This window comes from Microbacterium invictum, assembly GCF_034421375.1.
GTDB lineage: Bacteria > Actinomycetota > Actinomycetes > Actinomycetales > Microbacteriaceae > Microbacterium > Microbacterium invictum_A.
In genome coordinates, this window is sequence record NZ_CP139779.1 from 1429354 (window position 1) to 1450010 (window position 20657).

A 20657-nucleotide genomic window follows, 5' to 3' on the forward strand; every position below is an offset into this window, starting at 1 on the left:
GGCGGCGGCGCGGCTATTCCCGGAGCGCCTTCTGGATGCGCTGCAGCGACACGGGCTCGGCCGTGCCGAGCGGCTGGGCGAACAGGCTGACCCGGTACTCCTCCAGCATCCACCGGGCGCGCACAAGCGCATGCGGCGCGTCCGGCGGGAGCGGGATGACCCCGCCCGCCTCGGCGTAGGCCGCCGCGGCGCGTTCGAACTCGGTCAGTCGCTGCCGGTCGCGGCCGGGGTTGTCGGCGAGGGTGGACGCCCGGTCGGCGGCGGCACGCAGGTAGCGCGGGAGGTGGGCGAGCCGGGCGGCGCCGGTGCGGGAGAGGAAGCCGGGGAAGATCAGGCCCGCCAGCTGCGCCTTGATGTCGCCGAGAGCGCCGAGGAGCGCCATCGAGGTCACGGCGCGGACAGCCCGCTCGACCTCGCGCCCGGCCGTGAGGATCTTCGCCGCCAGGGACACCAGGGCGAACAGCTCGTCGACGCCTGCGCGAGAGAACTCCTCGCGGGCCCGCGCGAACACCGCGGCCGACCGCACGGGCTCCGAGCCTGCGACACGGTCGAGGACCGCGTCGGCGAGCGTCGAGCGCGCGTCCTCGATGAGCGCCCGGGCCGACGGGTAGGGGCTCGCGGCGAGCGCGAGCTTCTCCGGGGCGGTGAGGTGCTCGAGGACGTAGGTCGCCGGGGAGGGCACCGCGAGCAGCAGCAGCCGTCGCACGCCTGCGCGCAGGGCCGCGGCCGCGGCATCCGGAGTCGACTCGATCCGCAGGGCCACGCTCTCCCGCTCGTCGAGAAGGGCGGGGTAGCCTCGCACGACGCCGCCCGCGACCCGGGTGTCGACGAGGGCCGGGAGGTCGCCGAGATCCCAGGTCGTGATCCCGGTGCGCTCGGCGACCGTGACTCCCGTCGCCGCAGTCGCCGACGCCCCGGCCGCGGCGACTTTCGCGGTCGGGCGCTCGAGGGTGCGGGCGACCGAGGAACGTGCGCGGCCGCGGAGGCGGTCCTGGAGTGCGGTGAGGTCGCGATCGCTGCCGAGGGCCCGGCCCCGATCGTCCACGGCGCGGAACGACATGCGGAGGTGCCCGGGGATCCGCTCCAGATCGAAGTCCTCCTCGCCCACCGGCTGGCTGGCGGCGCGTTGGATCAGCCGCGCGAGGGCGACGGTGAGCGTCGTGTCGGGACGACCGTCGGTGGCCTCTGGGCCCTGACCGTGGAGCTCATCGCCGAGCCGGGCCGCCCAGTCGGCGGCGGGGACCACGTGACGGCGGATGGCCTTGGGGAGGGAGCGGATGAGCGCGGCGATGAGCTCGGGACGAAGCCCCGGCACCTGCCAGTCGAAGCCGTCGGGGCGCAGCTGTGCGAGAAGCGGCAGCGGGATGACGACGGTGACGCCGTCGTCGGGAGCGCCGGGCTCGAACCGGTAGGCGAGCGAGAGCACCTGATCGCCCTGCCGCCACCGGGTGGGGAAGTCGCGCTCGTCCGCGCGGGCGGCGTCGTCGAGGAGATCGGCCTCGCTCATGTCGAGCAGGCGCGGGGTGCGGGTCGAGGCGTCCTTCCACCACCGCTCGAACGAGCGCACGTCGAAGACGTCGGCCGGCAGGCGCGCATCGTAGAACGCGTAGACCGCCTCGTCGCCGGCGAGGATGTCTCGGCGGCGTTCGCGCTCCTCGAGCTTCTCCAGCCGTCGGCGCAGGTCGGCGTTGCGGCGCTCGAACGCGCTGAGCCGCTTGTCGAGGTACGACAGATCCACGTCGCCCTCGACGAGCGCGTGGCGCACGAACATCTCCCGGGCCAGCGGCCGGTCGAAGCGGGCCAGCTGCACCCGGCGCCGCGGGATGATCTCGACCCCGAACAGCGTGATCTTCTCGTACGCCGACGCCGCGCCCGCGCTCTTGGACCAGTGGGGTTCGCTGACGCTGCGGTGCGCGAGATCGCCGGCGAGGGCCTCCGCCCAGGCGGGGTCGATCTCGGCGACGGTGCGGGCGAACAGGCGCGAGGTCTCCACGAGTTCGGCGGCCATCACCGCCGCGGGGCGGCGCTTGCGCAGCCCCGAGCCGGGGAAAATCGCGAAGCGTGTTCCTCGCGCGCCGCGGTACTCGGCGCGTCCCTGGTCGCCGCGCCGGCGATCACGACCGCGCTCATCGGGTCGGGAGCTCGGGCGCTCGTCGAGGATGCCGATCTGCGAGAGGAGGCCGGACAGGATCGCCCGGTGGATGTCATCGGGATCGGCCGTGTCCGCGGCATCCGCTCTTCTCGCACCCAGCAGCGCACTGAGCTGCCGGTGCACGTCGAACCATTCCCGAACGCGCACATAGTTCAGGTGCTCGCTGCGGCACAGCCGCCGGAACGCGCTCGAGCCGAGCTCGGCCTGCTGCTCGCGCAGGTGCTTCCACAGATTCAGCAGCGTGAGGAAGTCGCTGGTCGGATCGGTGAAGCGGGCGTGGAGGCGGTCGGCCTCCTCGCGACGCTCCTCCGGTCGCTCGCGGACGTCCTGGATCGACAGGCCCGCGACGATCGCGAGCACCGGAGCGAGCACCTTCGTCCGCTCGGCCTCGATCAGCATGCGCGCGAAGCGCGGGTCGATGGGCAGCCGCGCGATGCGGCGTCCGATGTCGGTCAGCCGCGGGCCGCGCTCCCCGGCGTGCACGGCGCCGAGCTCGGTGAGGAGATCGAGCGCCGCTTTCACGCCGCGAGAATCCGGGCGCGTGAGGAACGGGAACGATGCCACGTCTCCGAAGCCGAGGCTGAGCATCTGCAGGAGCACGGCGGCGAGGCTCGTCCGCAGGATCTCGGGCTCGGTGAATTCGGGTCGAGAGAGGAAGTCGTCCTCGCTGTACAGCCGGATCGCGACGCCCGGCGCGGTCCGCCCGGCGCGGCCCGCGCGCTGCTGGGCCGAGGCCTGGGAGACCGGCTCGATCGGGAGCCGCTGGATCTTGCTGCGGTTGCTGTACCGCGAGATGCGGGCCGTGCCGGTGTCGATGACGTACCGGATGCCGGGCACCGTGAGGCTCGTCTCGGCGACGTTGGTCGCGAGGATGATGCGGCGACGGATCCCCGCGGTGCTCGAGCGTTCGAACACCCGGTGCTGCTCCGCCGAGGTGAGCCGGCCGTAGAGGGGGAGGACCTCGGTGGGTGCGACGTCCCTGGCGTACATGCCGCGGACGGCATCCATGGCGTCGCGGATCTCGGCCTCGCCGGGGAGGAACACCAGCACATCGCCTGCCGGTTCGCGATCGAGCTCTCGCAGGGCCGACAGCAGCCCGTCGATGTCGTCGTCCTCGTGCTCCGTGGCGGGACGGTAGCGGATCTCGACGGGGTAGGTGCGTCCGGAGACCTCGATGATCGGCGCGGGGGTGCCCGAGCGGTCGGCGAAGTGCGCCGCGAAACTCTGCGGATCGATCGTGGCGGAGGTGATGATGACTTTGAGGTCGGGACGCTTCGGCAGGATGCGGGTGAGGTAGCCGATCAGGAAGTCGACGTTCAGCGACCGCTCGTGCGCCTCGTCGACGATGATCGTGTCGTAGCGGCGCAGCAGCCGGTCGCGGTGGATCTCGTTGAGGAGGATCCCGTCGGTCATGAGGGCGACCCGCGTGTCGTCGGAGACCTGGTCGGTGAAGCGCACCTTGTATCCGACCGTGCCGCCGAGAGGCACCTCGAGCTCCTCGGCGATCCGCTCCGCGATCGAGCGGGCGGCGATGCGGCGGGGCTGGGTGTGCGCGATGCGCTCCCGCCCGAGCTCGAGGCAGATCTTCGGCAGCTGCGTGGTCTTGCCCGAACCGGTCGCCCCCGCGACGATCACCACCTGGTGGTCGCGGATGGCGGCGGCGATCTCGTCCCGGGCCGCGCTGACGGGCAGCTCGGGCGGGTAGGCGATCACCGGGGCGGTCGTGGGCATAGCCCTCCATCGTACGGCCGCGGGGGCCGTCGTTAGCGGGTCGCGCGGGATGGCGCAACACGCGACCTCCGCACCGGCGGTGATTCTAGGCTGAGGCCATGACCATCCCCACTGTGAAACTCAATGATGGACACCAGATCCCCCAGCTCGGCTACGGCGTCTTCCTGGTCCCGCCGGAGGACACCGAGCGGGCCGTGAGCGAGGCCCTCGAGATCGGCTACCGCCACATCGACACCGCGGCCATCTACCGCAACGAAGAGGGCGTCGGCGCGGCGATCGCGCAATCGGGCATCCCGCGCGACGAGCTGTTCATCACCACGAAGCTCTGGAACGACCGGCAGGGCGGCGACGAGCCGCTCGCGGCGATCGACGAGAGCCTCGCCAAGCTGGGCCTCGACCACGTCGACCTGTACCTCATCCACTGGCCGGCGCCGAAGCGCGGCTCCTACGTCAACGCCTGGGAGAAGCTCGTCGCGATCCGCGACGCGGGCAAGGCCCGCTCGATCGGGGTGTCGAACTTCCACGTCAGCCACCTCGAAGAGGTCATCGCGGCGACCGGCGTGACGCCGGCGATCAACCAGATCGAGCTGCACCCGGCCTACCAGCGGCGCGACATCACCGGGTGGGCGGCGGAGCACGACGTGCACATCGAGTCGTGGGGGCCGCTCGGCCAGGGCAAGTACGACCTGTTCGAGCTGCCGGCCGTCGCGGATGCCGCCGCTGCCCACGGCAAGTCGCCGGCTCAGGCGGTGCTGCGCTGGCACATCCAGCACGGCTTCATCGTCTTCCCGAAATCGGTGCGCCGGGCACGTCTGCAGGAGAACTTCGACCTGTTCGACTTCGAACTGACGACCGATCAGATGGCGTCCATCGACGCGCTCGATCGCGCGGACGACGGGCGCGTCGGCGCCACGATCGACGAGGTCAACTGACCCGCAGCGCCTCAGCCGGCGGCCGGTGACACCGCGCCGCCGGCTTCGGCTGCGCCGTGGTCGACGGTGATCCCGAACACCAGGTCCAGCGCGCGCTCGAACTCCTCCAGCTCGCCGGCGGCGGCCGCTTCGCGCGCCCGGACGGAGGGCCGGTGCGACAGCACTCCGGCGAGGTGACGGAGCGCGCTGCGGGCCTGCTCGGCGTCGGCGGGCAGCCGCGATAGCTCGTCCTGAAGGGCGTCCTCGATATGACGGCGCACCGCGACGATCGCGGGAGCCGCGGCCCGCTCGGCGGTGAAGGTCGCCGCCGCCGATCCCACGAGTTCGTGGGCACCGGGACCGAGCTCGGGGAGTGCCGCGTGGCGGCCGAGGAGTTCGAGGTCGAGGAGCTCGACACCGGGGAGCTCGCCCACTTCGGGCGAGACATTGCGGGGGAGGCCCAGATCGATGACGATGCGGCGGGCGGTGTCGGGGATGTCGTCGGGGGTGACGACGTACCGGGCGGTGCAGGTGATGACGATCTCGGCGTGCGCGATGGCGCGGGAGAGATCGGCCTCGGGCCGGACGCCGTAGCGGGCGGCGAACCGGGCCGCGCGGCCGGTGGCGGAGTAGACGCCGATGTCGCGGGCCCCGCGGGCGCGAAGGGCGGCGATCGTGGTCGCGGCGTAGCTGCCCGTGCCGACGAGGAGGACGGGAACGCGTCCCCAGTCCGTCACACGGGTGTCGACGAGATCCAGGGCGAGGCGCGCGAGGGAGCGACGGCCGGCCCCGACATCGGCCTTGGCGCGCATCTCTCGGGTGGCGTGAGTGGCGCGCTGAAAGACCTGCTCGAGCTCGGTGCTGGTCGTCCCCTCGGTACGGGCCTGCACGAGCGCCCGCTGCACCTGGCCGCTGATCTCCTCTTCGCCGACGACCATGGACTCCAGGCCTGAGCTCACGGCGAACAGGTGGCGGACGACATCGTCACCGCAGAGCGAGACGGCCGATTCGCGCAACGCGTGCGCGTCGTCGCCGGCGGCATCGCCGAGTGCCTCGAGGACCGCCTCCCGCGCGACGACGGCGCCGCCGGTGAGGGGCTCGTCGAGTTCGAGGTACGCCTCGAAGCGGTTGCAGGTCGACAGGACGACCGCTCCGCGCACGAAGTCGTGCTCCGAGACGAGCGCCCGGCCGGTGGATTCGGCGACGGCCGAGATGCGACCCAGCACCTCGAAATCCGTATTGCGATGATTCGCCGTCACACAGAACAGCACCGGACAAGTCTACCCAACCGACGAGCTCCCGGCCGCGCGCGTCTAGCCTTGAGGGCGTGTCATCCCCCGAATTCCCGCCCCTCCTTCCCGCCACGCATCCCCTCGTCGACGGGCGCACCGCCGACAGTCCGCTGGTGCGCGCTGCGCGCGGGGACCGCCCCGACCGGCCCCCGGTGTGGTTCATGCGGCAGGCGGGCAGGTCGCTCCCGGAGTACCGCGCGTCGCGCGCCGGCACCGAGATGCTCGACGCGTGCCTGACGCCGGACCTCGCCGCCGAGATCACGCTGCAGCCGGTGCGTCGACACGGCGTGGATGCGGCGGTGTTCTTCAGTGACATCGTCGTCCCCGTGCTCCTGGCCGGCGTGGATGTGACCATCGTCCCGGGCCGGGGCCCCGTCATCGATCGACCGGTGCGCTCGTCCGCCGACATCCTGCGCCTGCGCCCCCTCGACCCCGCGGCGCTTTCCCCCATCCGTGAGGCGGTCGCGATCGTGGTGGCCGAGCTCGGATCGACGCCCCTGGTCGGATTCGGCGGCGCACCCTACACGCTCGCGAGCTACCTCGTCGAGGGCGGGCCGTCGAAGGAGCAGCTGCGCACCCGCGCCCTCATGCGCACCGATCCGCACGCGTGGGCGGCTCTGCTGAACTGGTGCGCCGACGTCACGGGTGCGTTCCTGCGCGCCCAGGTCGAGTCGGGCGCGAGCGTGGCCCAGCTGTTCGACTCATGGGCCGGGTCGCTCTCGCGCGCCGACTATCAGAAGCGGGTGGCCCCCCACTCCCGTCGGGCGTTCGATGCGCTCCGGGGAAGCGGCGTGTCCCGCATCCACTTCGGTCTCGGCCTCGGCGACGTGCTCGACCTGTTGCCGGGCATCGGCGCCGACGTCGTCGGCATCGACTGGCGCCTGCCGCTCGATGAGGCCAGCCGCCGCCTCGGGGGCCGTGTTCCGCTGCAGGGCAACATCGATCCCGCCCTGCTGAACGCCCCCTGGCGCCTTCTCGAGCGTCACGTCGAGGAGGTCATCGAGGCGGGCTCGGCGGCCCCCGCCCACATCCTGAACCTCGGCCACGGCGTTCCTCCCGAGACCGACCCGGACGCCCTCACGCGCATCGTCGCGTTCGTCCATGACCGCTGACCTCCTCGTCGTCGGCGGCGGCGTCGCGGGCCTCGTCTTCGCACGACGCGCCGCGCTCGCCGGTCACCGGGTGAGGCTCTTCGAGGCCGCGCGCGTCTTCGGCGGTCAGGTGACGAGGCAGGATGTCGCCGGCGTCGCCCTCGACGCCGGCGCGGAGTCGTTCGCGACGCGGGGCGGCGACGGGCCCGGGACCGTCCTGGGGCTCCTCGGCGAACTCGGCCTCGCCGGCGATGTCGTCGCTCCGGCCGCCGGGTCACCCGCCTGGGTGCAGGAGCGCGACGACCGCGCCTTCCCCCTTCCGGCCGCGGGGCTCCTCGGGATCCCCACAGTCCTCGACGACGCGCTCCTCCCCGCCCTCGGCGAGGCGGGGCTCGCCCGTGCCCGCCAGGACGCGGTCCTGCCTCCCGAGCAGGGCGCCACGGCCCTGACCCTCGGCGAACTCGTCCGCGCCCGCATGGGCGACCGCGTGGTCGAAGCGCTCGTCGCGCCGGTCGTCCGCGGCGTGCACTCCACCACCCCCGATCAGCTGCCCATCGACAGCGCCTCGCCCCACCTGCGGGCGGAGTTCGGGCGAACCGGCTCGCTCGCGGCGGCCGTCGCGTCGATCCGCTCGACATCGCCGGCCGGCAGCCAGGTCGCGGGAGTGCGCGGCGGGGTGTTCCGCCTCGTCGACGCCCTCGTCGCCGACGCCGCCGCGCACGGGGCCGAGCTCACTGCCGGCGCCCGGGTGACGGCCGTCGAAGACGACGGCGTCGAGGTCGACGGACGCCGCCTCCGCGGCATCCCGGTGCTCGCCCGCGCACAGCGTGCGCCCGACCCGGCCCGGCGGATCACCGTGGTGACCCTCGTGGTGGAGGCGCCGGGGTGGCGGGATGCTCCGCGCGGGACAGGGGTGCTCGTCGGGCCCGAGGCCGGGCGCGTGCGGGCGCGGGCCCTCACCCACCTCACCGCGAAGTGGCCGTGGGTCCGCGAGGCGATGGGGGACCGGGAGGCGGTGCGGTTGTCATACGACGGGTCGGCTGCTCCGGATGCCGCGGCCGCGGCCGTCCGCGATGCCGAGACGCTCCTCGGCGCACCCGTCGACGCGCTCCTGGACCACACCGTCCGCACGTGGGACCGCTCCGGCCGCGCCGTCTCGGATGACGCCGCCCTCACCGTCGGCGAAGAGCGGGCGGGAACGGGGCTTTCCGCCGTCGTCCGTCAGGCCGAGGGACTGGCCACATCTCTCACCGTCGAGAGGGCGAGTGGCCGGTGCCCGGGCGAACGGGGGAGGATGGAGGGGTGACCGATACCGCCTCCTCCGCTGCACCCGAGACCCCGAACGACCGCCACTATGCCCTCTGGGCGGTGCTGCGGCGTGCGCCCGGGACGCCGGTACCGGACGGTCTGCCGTCGATCGTCGTGGCGGCCGAGGCCGCCGGCGACACCCTCCGCGGCGTCTACGACGTCTCGGGGCTGCGCGCCGACGCCGACATCCTGCTGTGGTTCGTCGGCCACACCGCCGAGCACCTGCAGGCGGTGCTGCGCGACCTTCGGCGCACCCGCGAGCTCGCACCGCTGGCCCCGACCTGGAACGCCCTGGGCGTCCACCGCGACGCGGAGTTCAGCCGCGACCACAGTCCCGCCTTCGCCCGGGGGCTCGCTCCCAAGCAGTGGCTGACGGTCTACCCCTTCGTGCGCAGCTACGAGTGGTACCTCCTCCCCGCCGCCGAGCGCGGCGCGATGCTCGGCGAGCACGGGCGGATGGGCCGCGACTACCCGCAGGTGCAGAGCAACACCGTCGCGAGCTTCGCCCTGGGCGATTACGAGTGGCTCCTCGCCCTCGAGGCCGACGACGTGATCGACCTCGTCGACCTGATGCGCTACCTCCGTGCCACCGAGGCGCGCCGTCACGTCCGCGAAGAGGTGCCGTTCTTCACCGGGCGACTGATCGACCCCGCCGAGATCGCCGACGTGGTGCGATGACGCTGCGGCTGGGAACCCGCGCGAGCGCGCTGGCGATGGCGCAGGCCGGCACCGTCGCCGCCGCCCTCGGCGCCGAGCTCGTGCCGATCGTCTCCGACGGCGACCGCTCGACCGCGCCCCTTGCCTCGCTCGGCGGCGCCGGGGTGTTCGCCACGGCTCTGCGCGCGGCACTCCGCGCCGGCGAGGTCGACGTCGTCGTGCACTCGTACAAAGACCTCCCCACCGCTCCCGAGGAGGGGCTGGCGATCGGGGCCGTTCCCGCTCGCGCGGACGCGCGGGATGCGCTCTGCGCGCGCGACGGCTTCACCCTCGACACGCTCCCCGAGGGCGCGCGCGTGGGCACCGGTTCGCCCCGCCGGCGCGCGCAGCTCGCCGCCCGGCGCCCCGACCTCGACCTCGTCGACATCCGCGGCAACATCGACACCCGGCTCTCGCGGGTGGGAGCGGATGACACGGAGCGGCGTCTGGATGCGATCCTCCTCGCCGCCGCGGGGCTCAGCCGGATCGACCGCTCCGACGCGGTGACGGAGTTCCTGCCCCTCGAACGCTGGCCGACGGCCCCGGCGCAGGGTGCCCTGGCGGTGGAGGTCCGCGCGGGGGAGGAGCATCGCGTGTCGCGGCTGGATCACCGCCCGACCCGGATGGCGGTCGACGCCGAGCGTGGCGTGCTCGCGCGGCTCGAGGCCGGCTGCGCCGCGCCCATCGGCGCCCACGCCTTCTTCGACGACGGGCTGATGTTCCTCACCGCCCGCATCTACCGTCCCGACGGCTCCGCCCAGCTCACCAGCGCCCACGCCGCCGACGCCGACGACCCGGGCATCGCCGCCGAGCTGGCGGTCCGCGTCGCCGACGAGCTCCTCGCTCAGGGCGCCGCCGATCTCGCACCGGTCGGCCCCGGCGCCCGAGAGGATCACGAATGACCCCGACCCCTCCGCCGTTCCCCGTCACCCGCCCGCGCCGGCTGCGTCAGAGCGCCGCCTGGCGGCGGCTCGTCGGCGAGACGCGGCTGCACCCCGCGCAGCTCGTGCTGCCGATGTTCGTCCGCGAGAACGCCGACGCGCCCCTCCCGATCGGCTCGATGCCGGGTGTGCAGCAGCACTCGCTGGAGTCCTTCCGCCGCGAACTGCAGCGCGCCGCCGCCGCCGGCATCGGCGGGGTGATGCTCTTCGGGGTGCCCGAGCAGAAGGACGCCGTGGGGTCGGGCGCGACCGATCCCGACGGCATCCTCAACGTCGCCACCCGCATCGCCGCCGACGAGGTCGGTGACGCCCTGGTCGTGCAGACCGACCTGTGCCTCGACGAATTCACCGACCACGGTCACTGCGGCGTGCTGGACGCCCGGGGCGAGGTCGACAACGACGCCACGCTCGCCCGGTACCGCGACATGGCGCTCGCGCAGGCTGCCGCCGGCTCTCAGCTGCTCGGGCTCTCGGGGATGATGGACGGCCAGGTCGCCGTCATCCGCGCAGCCCTCGACGAGGCGGGGTTCACGCGCGTCGCGCTGCTGGCCTACGCCGCCAAGTACGCCTCGGCCTTCTACGGTCCCTTCCGCGAGGCCGTCCAGTCCTCGCTCCGGGGCGACCGGCGCACCTACCAGCTCGATCCGGGGAACCGCCGCGAGGGGGCCCTCGAAGTGGCGCTGGATGTCGCCGAGGGGGCGGACATCGTGATGGTCAAGCCCGCGATGTCGTATCTGGACGTCCTGGCCGACGCCGCGGCATCCTCACCGGTCCCGGTCTGGGCCTACCAGGTCAGCGGCGAGTACGCCATGATCGAGGCCGCCGCCGCCCACGGCTGGATCGACCGGGAGCGCGCCATCGACGAGTCGCTGCAGAGCATCGTCCGGGCGGGCGCCGACGCGGTGCTGACGTACTGGGCGCTGGAGGCAGCAGAGAGGTGGGCACGATGAGCACGACCCTCATCCCGACCGACAACGTCGAGGCCGCGGCTCGGGCGCGCGCGGTGATCCCCGGCGGGGTGAACTCGCCGGTCCGCGCCTTCGGGTCGGTGGGTGGCACGCCCCTGTCGATCGTGGGTGCGCACGGAGCGTACGTCCGCGACGTCTCGGGGCGCGAGTACGTCGACCTCGTCGCGTCGTGGGGCCCGGCCCTCCTCGGCCACGCCCACCCCGGTGTCGTCGCCGCCGTGCAGGAGGCCGCCGCTCGCGGACTGTCCTTCGGTGCGTCCACGCCCGGCGAGACGCTCCTCGCCGAAGAGGTGATCGGTCGCCTGCGCGTGGCGGACGCGTCCGAGATCGAGCGGCTCCGCCTGGTGTCCACCGGCACCGAGGCGACGATGACCGCGATCCGCATCGCCCGCGGCGCCACGCAGCGCGACCTCATCGTGAAGTTCTCAGGCCACTACCACGGTCACTCCGACGGCCTCCTTGCCGAGTCGGGGTCGGGGGTCGCGACCCTCGGCCTTCCCGGTTCGGCGGGAGTGCCGGCCGACATCGCCGCGCTCACCCTCGTGCTGCCCTACAACGATCGGGCCGCCATCGCAGAGGCGTTCGCGCTGCACGGCGACCGGATCGCGGCGGTGATCACCGAGGCGGCGGGCGCCAACGCCGGGATCCTGCTGCCCGAGGACGGCTTCAACGCCTTCCTCGCCGAGACGGCGCACGCGCACGGCGCCCTGCTCATCTCCGACGAGGTGCTGACCGGCTTCCGGGTGGACCCCGCCGGATGGTGGGGACTCGAGCATCGCGCCGGGGCGTCGTGGACCCCCGACCTCGTCACCTTCGGCAAGGTCATCGGCGGCGGGATGCCGCTGGCCGGCATCGGCGGGCGCAGAGACCTGATGGAGCTTCTCGCCCCGCTCGGCCCGGTGTACCAGGCGGGCACGCTCAGCGGGAACCCGCTGGCCGTGGCCGCCGGGCTGGCGACGCTGCGGCTGGCCGACGACGCGGTGTACGCCCACGTCGACCGGGCCGCCGCCGCCGTCTCCCGCGCGGCCGGCGAGGCGCTGGATGCCGCCGGGGTCGCCCACGTGGTCACCCACGCCGGGAGCCTGTTCTCGATCGCCTTCCGCGACCGGCCGGTGCGCGACTACGACGACGCCCGGGCGCAGGAGGGATGGCGCTACCGCGCGTTCTTCCACGCGATGCTCGACGCGGGGGTCTCGCTTCCCCCGAGCGTGTTCGAGGCGTGGTTCCTCACGGCCGCGCACGACGACGAGGCGCTGGAGAAGATCCTCGCCGCCCTGCCGAAGGCGGCCGCCGCCGCGGCATCCGCCACGCCTCCCGACGTGGTCTGACGCGCTCCGCGCGGCGCGGCGGGTTCAGACCCAGCCGGGGAGCCAGTTGTGCGCCCGCCAGAAGTCGTAGGGCACGGTCGTGGCGGTGAGGATCGGGTACCAGAACGCCGACACCAGCAGCACGATCACGAGGAAGGCCAGCACGGCGACCCGTCCCTGGAGGCGACGCTGCGGATCGGGGGAGCGGGTGACGTCGCGGAGGGCGAAGGTGAGCGCGAGCACCGTGAAGGGCAGGATCGCCACGGTGTAGAACTGGAACACGGTGCGCTCGGGGTAGAGCAGCCACGGCAGGTAGGTCACCGCCACACCGGTCAGGACCAGCGCGTGACGCCAGTCGCGGTCGCGGAAGAAGCGGTAGGCGAGGTAGACCACCGCGGCGGCGCCCGCCCACCAGATGACGGGGTTCGGCATGGAGTAGATGTTCTGCACGCCCGCGTCGGTCTGGTCGTAGAACATCGAGGTCGGCCGCAGCAGCAACGGCCACTGCCACGCGGGGCTCTCGTACGCGTGATCGGTGTCGAGGGTGACGTGGAAGTTGTAGATGCCCTGGTGATACAGCCACAGGCTCTCGAGCGCGGTCGCGCCGCGCTGACGACCATAACCCCCGGTCGTAGCGAGCCATCCCCACCACGAGGCGAGGTAGATGAGCACCGCCACCGGGACGACCAGCAGGAACGACACCGGCCCCTGCCGCAGCACGCCGTCGACGGCCCAGAGCCGGATGCCCGCGCGCCGACGCTGGAGCAGGTCGGTGACCACGGCGTAGATGCCGATCCCCGCCAGGGCGTAGAGCCCCGACCACTTCACGCCGGTGGCCGCGCCGGCGGCGACCCCGGCGGCGACGAGCCACGGGCGGTCCCAGAGCACCGGTCCGAGCCGGTAGCCGCCGTCGCCGTCGGGTGATCGCGCGGCGAGCGCCGCCGCGAGGCGGTCGGGAAGGCTTCTGCGGTCGAGGGCGACGAACCAGAAGGCCAGGAGGACGAAGAAGGCCACGAAGATGTCGAGCAGGGCGACCCGGCTCATCACGATCGCCAATCCGTCCACGGCCAGGAGCAGCCCCGCGACGCCGGCGAAGACGGTGGAGCCGGTGAGGGTGCGGGCGAGCAGGAACAGCACCAGCACCAGGGCGGTGCCCACCAGCGCGGTGGCGAACCGCCACCCGAAGGACGAATCGGCGCCGAAGAGCCCCATGCCGGCGCCGATCAGGAGCTTGCCGAGCGGCGGATGGACGACGAAAGCGGGATCCCCGGCGAGGAAGATGTCGGTCTCGCCGGCGACGAAGCGGTCGTTGGTGTCGTCGCCCTCGGGCCACTCCGCGGCGTACCCCAGCACCCACTGGGTCCAGGCGTCCTTGACGTAGTACGTCTCGTCGAAGACGAGCGCGTGCGGATGGGCGAGGTTCCAGAACCGCAGGACGGCCGCGAGAAGAGTGACGGCGGTGGCGGTGAGGATCGTCCATCGGCGGAGCTGCCGCGGATCGCCCGCGAGGCGATGCTGCCACCGATCCCATGCCGACGGCAGCGTCGGCGCGGGAGCGGGGGCGGTCACATCGACCAGCCTAAAGGCGCCGCGCGCCTAAGCTGACGGCATGCTGATCCTCGCGGCCACACCGATCGGCAACCTCGGCGACGCGTCGGACCGGCTGCGGCGCGCGCTCGCCGAGACCCCCGTGATCGCGGCCGAGGACACCCGCACGACCCAGCGGCTGCTCGCGGCGCTCGGGGTCGAGAACCGCCCGCGGCTGATCGCCCTGCACGATCACAACGAGAAGGCCAGGGCGGCAGAGATCGTCGACCTCGCCCGTGAGCAGGACGTCCTGCTCCTCAGCGACGCCGGCATGCCCACCGTCAGCGATCCCGGCTTCTCCGTCGTCGCGCGGGCGGCTGTCGAGGGGGTCGCCGTCACGGTCATCCCCGGGCCGAGCGCCGTGGTCACCGCGCTCGCCGCTTCGGGGCTCCCCACCGACCGGTTCACCTTCGAGGGGTTCCCCCCGAGGAAGGCCGGCGAACGCGACACGCTCCTGGCGGAGCTTTCGACCGAGCGGCGCACGATGGTGTTCTTCGAAGCCCCGTCGCGCCTGGCCGAGACCCTCGCCGCGCTCGCCCGGGCCTTCGGATCGGATCGCCCCGCAGCGGTCTGCCGCGAGCTCACCAAACTCCACGAGGAGATCCGCCGGGCGTCTCTCGGCGAGCTCGCCGCCTGGGCGGAGGGCGGAGTGCGCGGTGAGATCGTCGTCGTGGTCGCCGGTGCCGAACGGCGCGGGGTGTCGCTGGCCGACGGGGTGGCGGAGGTGACGGCGCTGGTCGCGGGAGGAATGCGGCTGAAGGATGCCGCCGCGGACGTGGCCGGTCAGACCGGGTTGTCGCGCCGGGATCTGTACGAAGCGGCGCTCGCCGGTCGTCACACGGCAGCCGGCGGCATCCGGTCCACCTAGAATTCTCGGGTGACTTCCGGCCGATCCTTCTACATCACGACGCCGATCTATTATCCGAGCGACGTGCCCCACATCGGCCACGGCTACACCACCGTCGCCGTGGACGCGCTGGCGCGCTGGCATCGGCAGGCCGGTGACGACACCTGGATGCTCACCGGCACCGACGAGCACGGGCAGAAGATGCTGCGTGCGGCGGCGGCGAACGGCGTGACGCCCCAGGAGTGGGTCGACCGCCTGGTGGGCGAGTCGTGGTTCCCGCTGCTGAAGACACTCGACGTGGCCAACGATGACTTCATCCGCACCACGCAGGAGCGGCACGAGGGCAGCGTGCAGAAGTTCTTCCAGGCACTGTACGACCGCGGCTACATCTACGCCGGAGAGTACGAGGCGCTCTACTGCGTCGGGTGCGAGGAGTTCAAGCCCGAGTCCGAGATCGTCGACGGGACGGGTCCGTTCGAGGGCCTGAAGGTGTGCGCCATCCATTCCAAGCCGCTGGAGCTGCTGCAGGAGAAGAACTACTTCTTCAAGCTCAGCGAGTTCACCGAGCCGCTCTTGGCGCTGTACGCCGAGAACCCCGACTTCATCCGTCCGGAGTCCGCCCGCAACGAGGTGATCTCGTTCGTTAAGCAGGGGTTGAAGGATCTGTCGATCTCGCGGTCGACGTTCGACTGGGGCATCCCGCTGCCGTGGGACGAGAGCCACGTCATCTACGTGTGGGTGGACGCCCTGCTGAACTACGCCACCGCTGTGGGCTACGGCAGCGATCCGGAGACGTTCGCGCGGCGCTGGCCGGCGTACCACGTGGTCGGCAAGGACATCCTCCGCTTCCACGCCGTCATCTGGCCTGCTCTGCTGATGGCCGCCGGCATCGAGGTGCCCCGCGGTGTCGTCGCCCACGGCTGGCTGCTGGTCGGCGGCGAGAAGATGTCGAAGTCGAAGCTGACGGGGATCGCCCCCACCGAGATCACCGACGTGTTCGGATCGGACGCGTACCGGTTCTACTTCCTCTCGGCGATCGCCTTCGGCCAGGACGGGTCGTTCTCGTGGGAGGATCTGTCGGCCCGGTACCAGGCCGAGCTCGCGAACGGCTTCGGCAATCTCGCCTCCCGCACGACGGCCATGATCGCCCGTTACCGCGAGGGGATCATTCCGCCCGCGGGGGAGGAGACCGACGGCGACCGGGTCATCCGTGAGACGGTGGCGAGCGCTGCCGAAAGGGCGGATGCCGCGATCGAACGCTTCCGGCCCGACGAGGCGATCGCCGCGATCTGGACGATCGTGGATGCGCTGAACCTCTACATCACCGAGAACGAGCCGTGGGTGCTTGCGAAGGACGACGCCTCGCGCGGACGCCTCGACACCGTGCTGTACACCGCTGCCGAGGGGCTTCGCGCGCTGGCGGTGCTGCTCTCGCCCGTGATGCCGATCGCCACCGAGAAGCTCTGGGTGGGTCTCGGCGGCGACGCCTCGCTCGGCCGGCTGCAGGATCAGCCGCTGCGCGACGCGGGGCGTTGGGGGCAGCTTCTCCCCGGGACGAGCGTCAACGCCCTTGCACCCCTGTTCCCGCGCGTGGAGCAGGCGGGGGACGAGAGGCCCGGAGCGGCGAAGGCGTGAGCGATCCGAGCGGATACATCCGCGAGCGCCACAACGACGGATCGCGGGACGTGCGCTGGCCCGCCGCTCCGGAGCCGCTGCCGGTTGCGGTCTACGACAACCACGCGCACCTCGAGATCATCGACGGCGACGAGCCGCTCGACCTCGACGCCCAGCTCGCTCGCGCCCGGGCCGTCGGTGTGATCGGGGTGGTGCAGGCCGGCGGCGACATCGAGTCCAGTCGCTGGTCGGCCGCCGCCGCGGCATCCCATCCCGACGTCCTCGCCGCCGTCGCCATCCACCCCAACGAAGCACCGGCCTACGCCGAGGCCGGACGCCTCGACGAGGCGATCGGCGTGATCGACGCCCTCGCCGCCGAGCCCCGCGTCCGCGCGATCGGCGAGACGGGGCTGGACTTCTTCCGTACCGGCGAAGAAGGTCTCACCGCCCAGCACACCTCTTTCGAGGCGCACATCGCGCTGGCGAAGAAGCACGGGATCGCCATGCAGATCCACGATCGCGACGCCCATGACGCCGTGCTCGACACCCTCGCCCGGGTCGGAGCGCCCGACCGGACCGTGTTCCACTGCTTCTCGGGAGATGCCGAGATGGCGCGCCGCTGCGCGGACGCGGGCTACTATCTGTCCTTCGCCGGCAATGTGACGTTCAAGAACGCCCAGAACCTGCGTGATGCCCTGAAGGTGACGCCCAGAGAGCGGATGCTGGTCGAGACCGACGCGCCCTTCCTCACCCCGACGCCGCACCGGGGCCGCCCGAACGCGCCCTACCTCGTGCCCGTGACGGTGCGTTTCCTCGCCGCCGAGCTCGAGGTCGAGGTCGATGAGCTGTGCGCCCAGATCGCCTCCAACACCCTCGCCGTCTACGGCGCGTTCACCGACTGAGGCGCGATGAGCGAGCTGTGGGACCTGGTCGACGAGACGGGCCGTCCGCTCGGGCGGACGCATCGGCGGGATGACCCGGCTTTCCCCGAGGGGGCGTTCCACCTCGTCGTGTCGGTGTGCGTCGTGCGGCGGGACGGGCGGGTGCTGACCTCGCGCCGCGCGGCTGTGAAGGACTGGCCGCTGTCGTGGGAGTTCCCTGCGGGCAGCGCCCTGGCCGGCGAGACGAGCCGGCAGGCGGCGGTACGCGAACTCGCCGAGGAGACCGGTGTCGTCGTCGACCCCGCCGCGCTCGTGCTCGTCGGTCGCGTGCGGGAGGAGCAGGCCCTGTTCGACCTGTACCTCGCGCGGGTCGACGATCCCGCGGTCGTGCCCGATCCCGCCGAGGTCAGCGAGGCCGAATGGGCGCCGGTCGACACCGTCTTCGCCCGCACGGCGGCCGGCGAGATGGCAGGGCCATGGGTGCGGCGTCTGCGCGAACTCGGCGACACGCTGCGGGCGCTGATCCGGAGCTGACGGTCAGGCAGGGGTCGGGGCCGCGCCGAGGGCCGGGGGAGCGGCGGCGATGTGGGAGATCGACCGCCACACCAGGGCGAGGGTGATCGCCGACCCCGCGAACGCGAACCACCAGGGTCCGGTCGGTCCCCAGATCTGGGCGATCACGCCGCCGAGGAACTGGCCGATCACGAGCCCGCCGAACACGCCCACCATGTTCACCGACGCGATTCTGCCCTGGAGCGGCAGCGGGACGAGGCGCTGGCGGACGGTGGTCGAGATCGTGCCCCACACGAAGGCGTAGAGGCCGAAGCCGAACATGATGACGAAGGCCACGGCCGGGACGGTGGTCAGCGCGAAGGCGAGGTGCATGAGCACCTCGCACGTCAGGCACACGCGCATGAGGGTCGCGAAGCGGACGCGCTTCTCCAGGAATCCGAAGCCGAACACCGCGATGATCCCGCCGAGGGCGGAGGCGGTCGTGAGCGCGCCGTAGCCGACCGGACCCATGCCGAGATACTCGGTGGCGTACAGCACCAGCACACCCCACGGGGCTGCCCAGGTGACGTTGAAGACGAGGATGATCACCACGAGCGTCCGCACCGGCGCGTTGTGACGCAGCCAGCGCAGGCCTTCGCGGATGGCGCGGAGCTTGGACTCCCGCTCGGTCTCGCCGGAATCGGGCGCGGGGGTGCGAGCGATCCGTGAGATGAGGAGGATCGCCAGGCTCACGCAGAACACCTGCAGCAGGAACGGCACGAACGACCCGGCGGCGAAGAGGAATGCGCCCAGCGGCGGGCCGGCGAGCTGATTTCCCACGAGGAATCCGGCCTGCATCCGTGCGTTCCCGATGCCGAGATCACCGGGCTGGACCAGCATCGGCAGCAGTGTGCTGCCCGCAGAATCGGCGAACACCTCGGCGGTGCCGTAGAGGAACGAGGTCACCAGCACCAGCCAGACCGTCGCCTGCCCGGTGAGCAGGAAGATGACGAGCCCGACGATCACCAGGGCGCGCAGCGCGTTGGCGAGCATGACGAGGCGACGCCGGTCGTGGTGATCCGCCACCGCGCCCGCGAGCAGCCCGAACAGCAGCCACGGCAGGAACTGCATCATGGCGCCGGCGGCCACCAGGATCGGGGACGACGTCAGCGAGGCGATGAGCAGGGGTGCGGCGGCCAGCGCGATCCCGTCACCCAGGTTGCTCGTCCACGACGACGCCAGCAGCCATCGGAAGTCCCGGCCGAGTCGACGAGGAGCGATGAGGTCGCCGAGGGAGGGCATCCGATCATCCTACGATCGGTGGCCGCACAGGGCGCAGCCGGTCAGGCTCCTCTGCCGACCTTCGCCTTCGAGACGAACAGCGTCTCGGTCTGCTCCAGCTCCATCCCCTTGGTCTCGGGGATCTTCAGCAGGACGTAGAAGAACGACAGGCCCGCGAAGACGGCGTACATGGCGTAGGTGAGCGGAAGCGACCAGCTCGACATCGCCGGGAAGCTGACCGTGATGAGGAAGTTCGCGATCCACTGCGCCCCGGCGGCGACGCCGAGCGCCTTCCCGCGGATGCGACTGGGGAAGATCTCGCCCAGCAGCACCCAGACCAGCGGCCCCCACGATGCTCCGAACCCGATGACGAACAGGTTCGCCGCGACCAGCGCGATGGGCCCCCAGGCGCCGGGGAGGCTCACCTCGCCGTCCACGGTCTCGGCGAACGCGAACGACAGCGCCATGGCTCCGAGCGCGACGGTCATCATCACCGATCCGGTGAGGAGGATGGGCTTGCGGCCCACCCGGTCGACGAGCACGATCGCCACGATCGTCACGAGCACGTTCGTCACGGACGTGATGACGCTGATCAGCAGCGAGTTCTGCTCGGTGAAGCCGACCGCCCGCCACAGGGTCGTGGAGTAGTAGAAGATCACGTTGATGCCGACGAACTGCTGGAACACCGACAGGATGATCCCGACCCAGACGATCCCCTGCAGTCCGAACCGGGGGCCGCGCAGCGACACGCCCTTGGACTTCTTGTCGGCCGCGATCGCCTGCTCGAGGTCCTTCATCGTCTGATTCAGGTCCGCTTCGGGCACCAGCCGGGCGAAGATCGCCCGCGCCTCGTCGTACTTCCCCTGCGAGATGAGGAAGCGGGGGGACTCCGGCATCGTGAAGGCCAGGACGCCGTACACGATCGCCGGCACCGCCTCGACCAGCAGCATCCACCGCCAGGCCTCCAGCCCCAGCCACAGCGGCGACGAGGCACCGCCGGCGACCCCCGCGAGGAGGGCGTTGGAGAGCAGTGCGCCGAAGATGCCGAGGGTGATCGCGAGCTGCTGCAGCGAGCCGAGGGTTCCCCGGATCTGCCGCGGGGCGACCTCGGCGATGTAGGCGGGGGCAACGACGGAGGCGATGCCGATCCCGAGGCCGCCGATGAAGCGCCAGACGGTGAGGTCAATCGCGCTGAAGGCCAGTCCCGACCCGATCGCGCTGACGAAGAACAGCACCGACCCGAGCATCATCACGCGCAGACGCCCCCAGCGGTCGCTGAGAACGCCCGCCAGCACCGCGCCGAGCGCACACCCCAGCAGTGCCACGGCGACGACGAAACCGGTGATCACCGCGGTGAGGTCGAACTGGCTCTCGATGGAGTCGACGGCGCCGTTGATGACCGACGAGTCGAACCCGAAGAGGAACCCGCCGACGGCCGCAGCGATCGAGAGGGCAACGGCTCGGCGCCCGAACGGGCTGCGCATGGAGAAGGCCTGGGTGGGAATCGACGCTGAGGAACTCACGAGGGTCACCATAGACCCGGGCGGATGCGCGCGGG

Annotated in this window: 16 protein-coding genes; 11 read left to right on the plus strand and 5 right to left on the minus strand. The window is 72.1% G+C overall.

Annotated features, from left to right (window positions below; genetic code table 11):
• Positions 1-13 precede the first annotated feature (13 nt).
• On the minus strand, positions 14-3883 hold the full coding sequence (hrpA, locus tag T9R20_RS06900) for an ATP-dependent RNA helicase HrpA (RefSeq protein WP_416182954.1): 3870 nt from the start codon (positions 3881-3883) through the stop codon (positions 14-16).
• Between the two features lie 98 nt (positions 3884-3981).
• Here hrpA and T9R20_RS06905 point away from each other — a divergent pair, with 98 nt between their 5' ends.
• Positions 3982-4815, plus strand: coding sequence for an aldo/keto reductase (locus T9R20_RS06905; RefSeq protein ID WP_322411790.1), 834 nt, complete (start codon positions 3982-3984; stop codon positions 4813-4815).
• A gap of 11 nt (positions 4816-4826) precedes the next feature.
• Here the strand turns inward: T9R20_RS06905 and T9R20_RS06910 are convergent, their stop codons facing one another.
• Positions 4827-6065, minus strand: a complete 1239-nt coding sequence (locus T9R20_RS06910; RefSeq protein ID WP_322411791.1) for a glutamyl-tRNA reductase — start codon at positions 6063-6065, stop codon at positions 4827-4829.
• 56 nt (positions 6066-6121) lie between these two features.
• On the opposite strand from T9R20_RS06910, the gene hemE reads away from it, so the two are divergent.
• The 6 genes from hemE to hemL are packed head-to-tail and all read left to right on the plus strand — an operon-like array spanning position 6122 to position 12418.
• Complete coding sequence (hemE, locus tag T9R20_RS06915; RefSeq protein WP_322411792.1) at positions 6122-7198, plus strand: uroporphyrinogen decarboxylase; 1077 nt, start codon at positions 6122-6124, stop codon at positions 7196-7198.
• The gene (locus T9R20_RS06920; RefSeq protein ID WP_322411793.1) at positions 7188-8483 is read left to right on the plus strand and encodes a protoporphyrinogen/coproporphyrinogen oxidase; all 1296 of its coding nucleotides are present in this window, start codon (positions 7188-7190) and stop codon (positions 8481-8483) included. Before hemE ends, T9R20_RS06920 begins: the two co-directional genes overlap by 11 nt.
• A complete protein-coding gene (hemQ, locus tag T9R20_RS06925; protein ID WP_322411794.1) occupies positions 8480-9163 on the plus strand; it encodes a hydrogen peroxide-dependent heme synthase in 684 nt (227 codons plus the stop codon). Before T9R20_RS06920 ends, hemQ begins: the two co-directional genes overlap by 4 nt.
• Entirely contained in the window at positions 9160-10083 is a 924-nt protein-coding gene (gene hemC, locus T9R20_RS06930) for a hydroxymethylbilane synthase (protein WP_322411795.1), read from the plus strand. Before hemQ ends, hemC begins: the two co-directional genes overlap by 4 nt.
• The gene (hemB, locus tag T9R20_RS06935) at positions 10080-11072 is read left to right on the plus strand and encodes a porphobilinogen synthase (RefSeq protein ID WP_322411796.1); all 993 of its coding nucleotides are present in this window, start codon (positions 10080-10082) and stop codon (positions 11070-11072) included. Before hemC ends, hemB begins: the two co-directional genes overlap by 4 nt.
• Positions 11069-12418, plus strand: a complete 1350-nt coding sequence (hemL, locus tag T9R20_RS06940) for a glutamate-1-semialdehyde 2,1-aminomutase (RefSeq protein ID WP_322411797.1) — start codon at positions 11069-11071, stop codon at positions 12416-12418. The genes hemB and hemL overlap by 4 nt, the downstream gene beginning before the upstream one ends.
• A 24-nt stretch (positions 12419-12442) precedes the next feature.
• Here hemL and T9R20_RS06945 read toward each other — a convergent pair whose 3' ends face one another.
• Positions 12443-13966: a dolichyl-phosphate-mannose--protein mannosyltransferase gene (locus T9R20_RS06945; RefSeq protein WP_322411798.1), complete on the minus strand. Its 1524-nt coding sequence runs from the start codon at positions 13964-13966 to the stop codon at positions 12443-12445.
• Positions 13967-14006: 40 nt separating this feature from the next.
• Here T9R20_RS06945 and rsmI point away from each other — a divergent pair, with 40 nt between their 5' ends.
• The 4 genes from rsmI to T9R20_RS06965 are packed head-to-tail and all read left to right on the plus strand — an operon-like array spanning position 14007 to position 17860.
• Positions 14007-14852 carry a 16S rRNA (cytidine(1402)-2'-O)-methyltransferase gene (gene rsmI, locus T9R20_RS06950; RefSeq protein WP_322411799.1) on the plus strand — a complete coding sequence of 282 codons (846 nt, stop codon included), beginning with the start codon at positions 14007-14009 and terminating at the stop codon, positions 14850-14852.
• Between the two features lie 9 nt (positions 14853-14861).
• Positions 14862-16466 carry a methionine--tRNA ligase gene (metG, locus tag T9R20_RS06955; RefSeq protein WP_322411800.1) on the plus strand — a complete coding sequence of 535 codons (1605 nt, stop codon included), beginning with the start codon at positions 14862-14864 and terminating at the stop codon, positions 16464-16466.
• Positions 16463-17347: a TatD family hydrolase gene (locus tag T9R20_RS06960; RefSeq protein WP_322411801.1), complete on the plus strand. Its 885-nt coding sequence runs from the start codon at positions 16463-16465 to the stop codon at positions 17345-17347. The genes metG and T9R20_RS06960 overlap by 4 nt, the downstream gene beginning before the upstream one ends.
• Before the next feature lie 6 nt (positions 17348-17353).
• Entirely contained in the window at positions 17354-17860 is a 507-nt protein-coding gene (locus T9R20_RS06965; RefSeq protein WP_322411802.1) for an NUDIX hydrolase, read from the plus strand.
• 3 nt (positions 17861-17863) lie between these two features.
• On the opposite strand, the gene T9R20_RS06970 is transcribed toward T9R20_RS06965, so the two are convergent.
• Both T9R20_RS06970 and T9R20_RS06975 read right to left on the minus strand, forming a co-directional pair.
• On the minus strand, positions 17864-19120 hold the full coding sequence (locus T9R20_RS06970) for an MFS transporter (protein WP_322411803.1): 1257 nt from the start codon (positions 19118-19120) through the stop codon (positions 17864-17866).
• Positions 19121-19161: 41 nt separating this feature from the next.
• Positions 19162-20583: a sugar porter family MFS transporter gene (locus tag T9R20_RS06975; RefSeq protein ID WP_416182969.1), complete on the minus strand. Its 1422-nt coding sequence runs from the start codon at positions 20581-20583 to the stop codon at positions 19162-19164.
• Between the last annotated feature and the right edge of the window lie 74 nt (positions 20584-20657).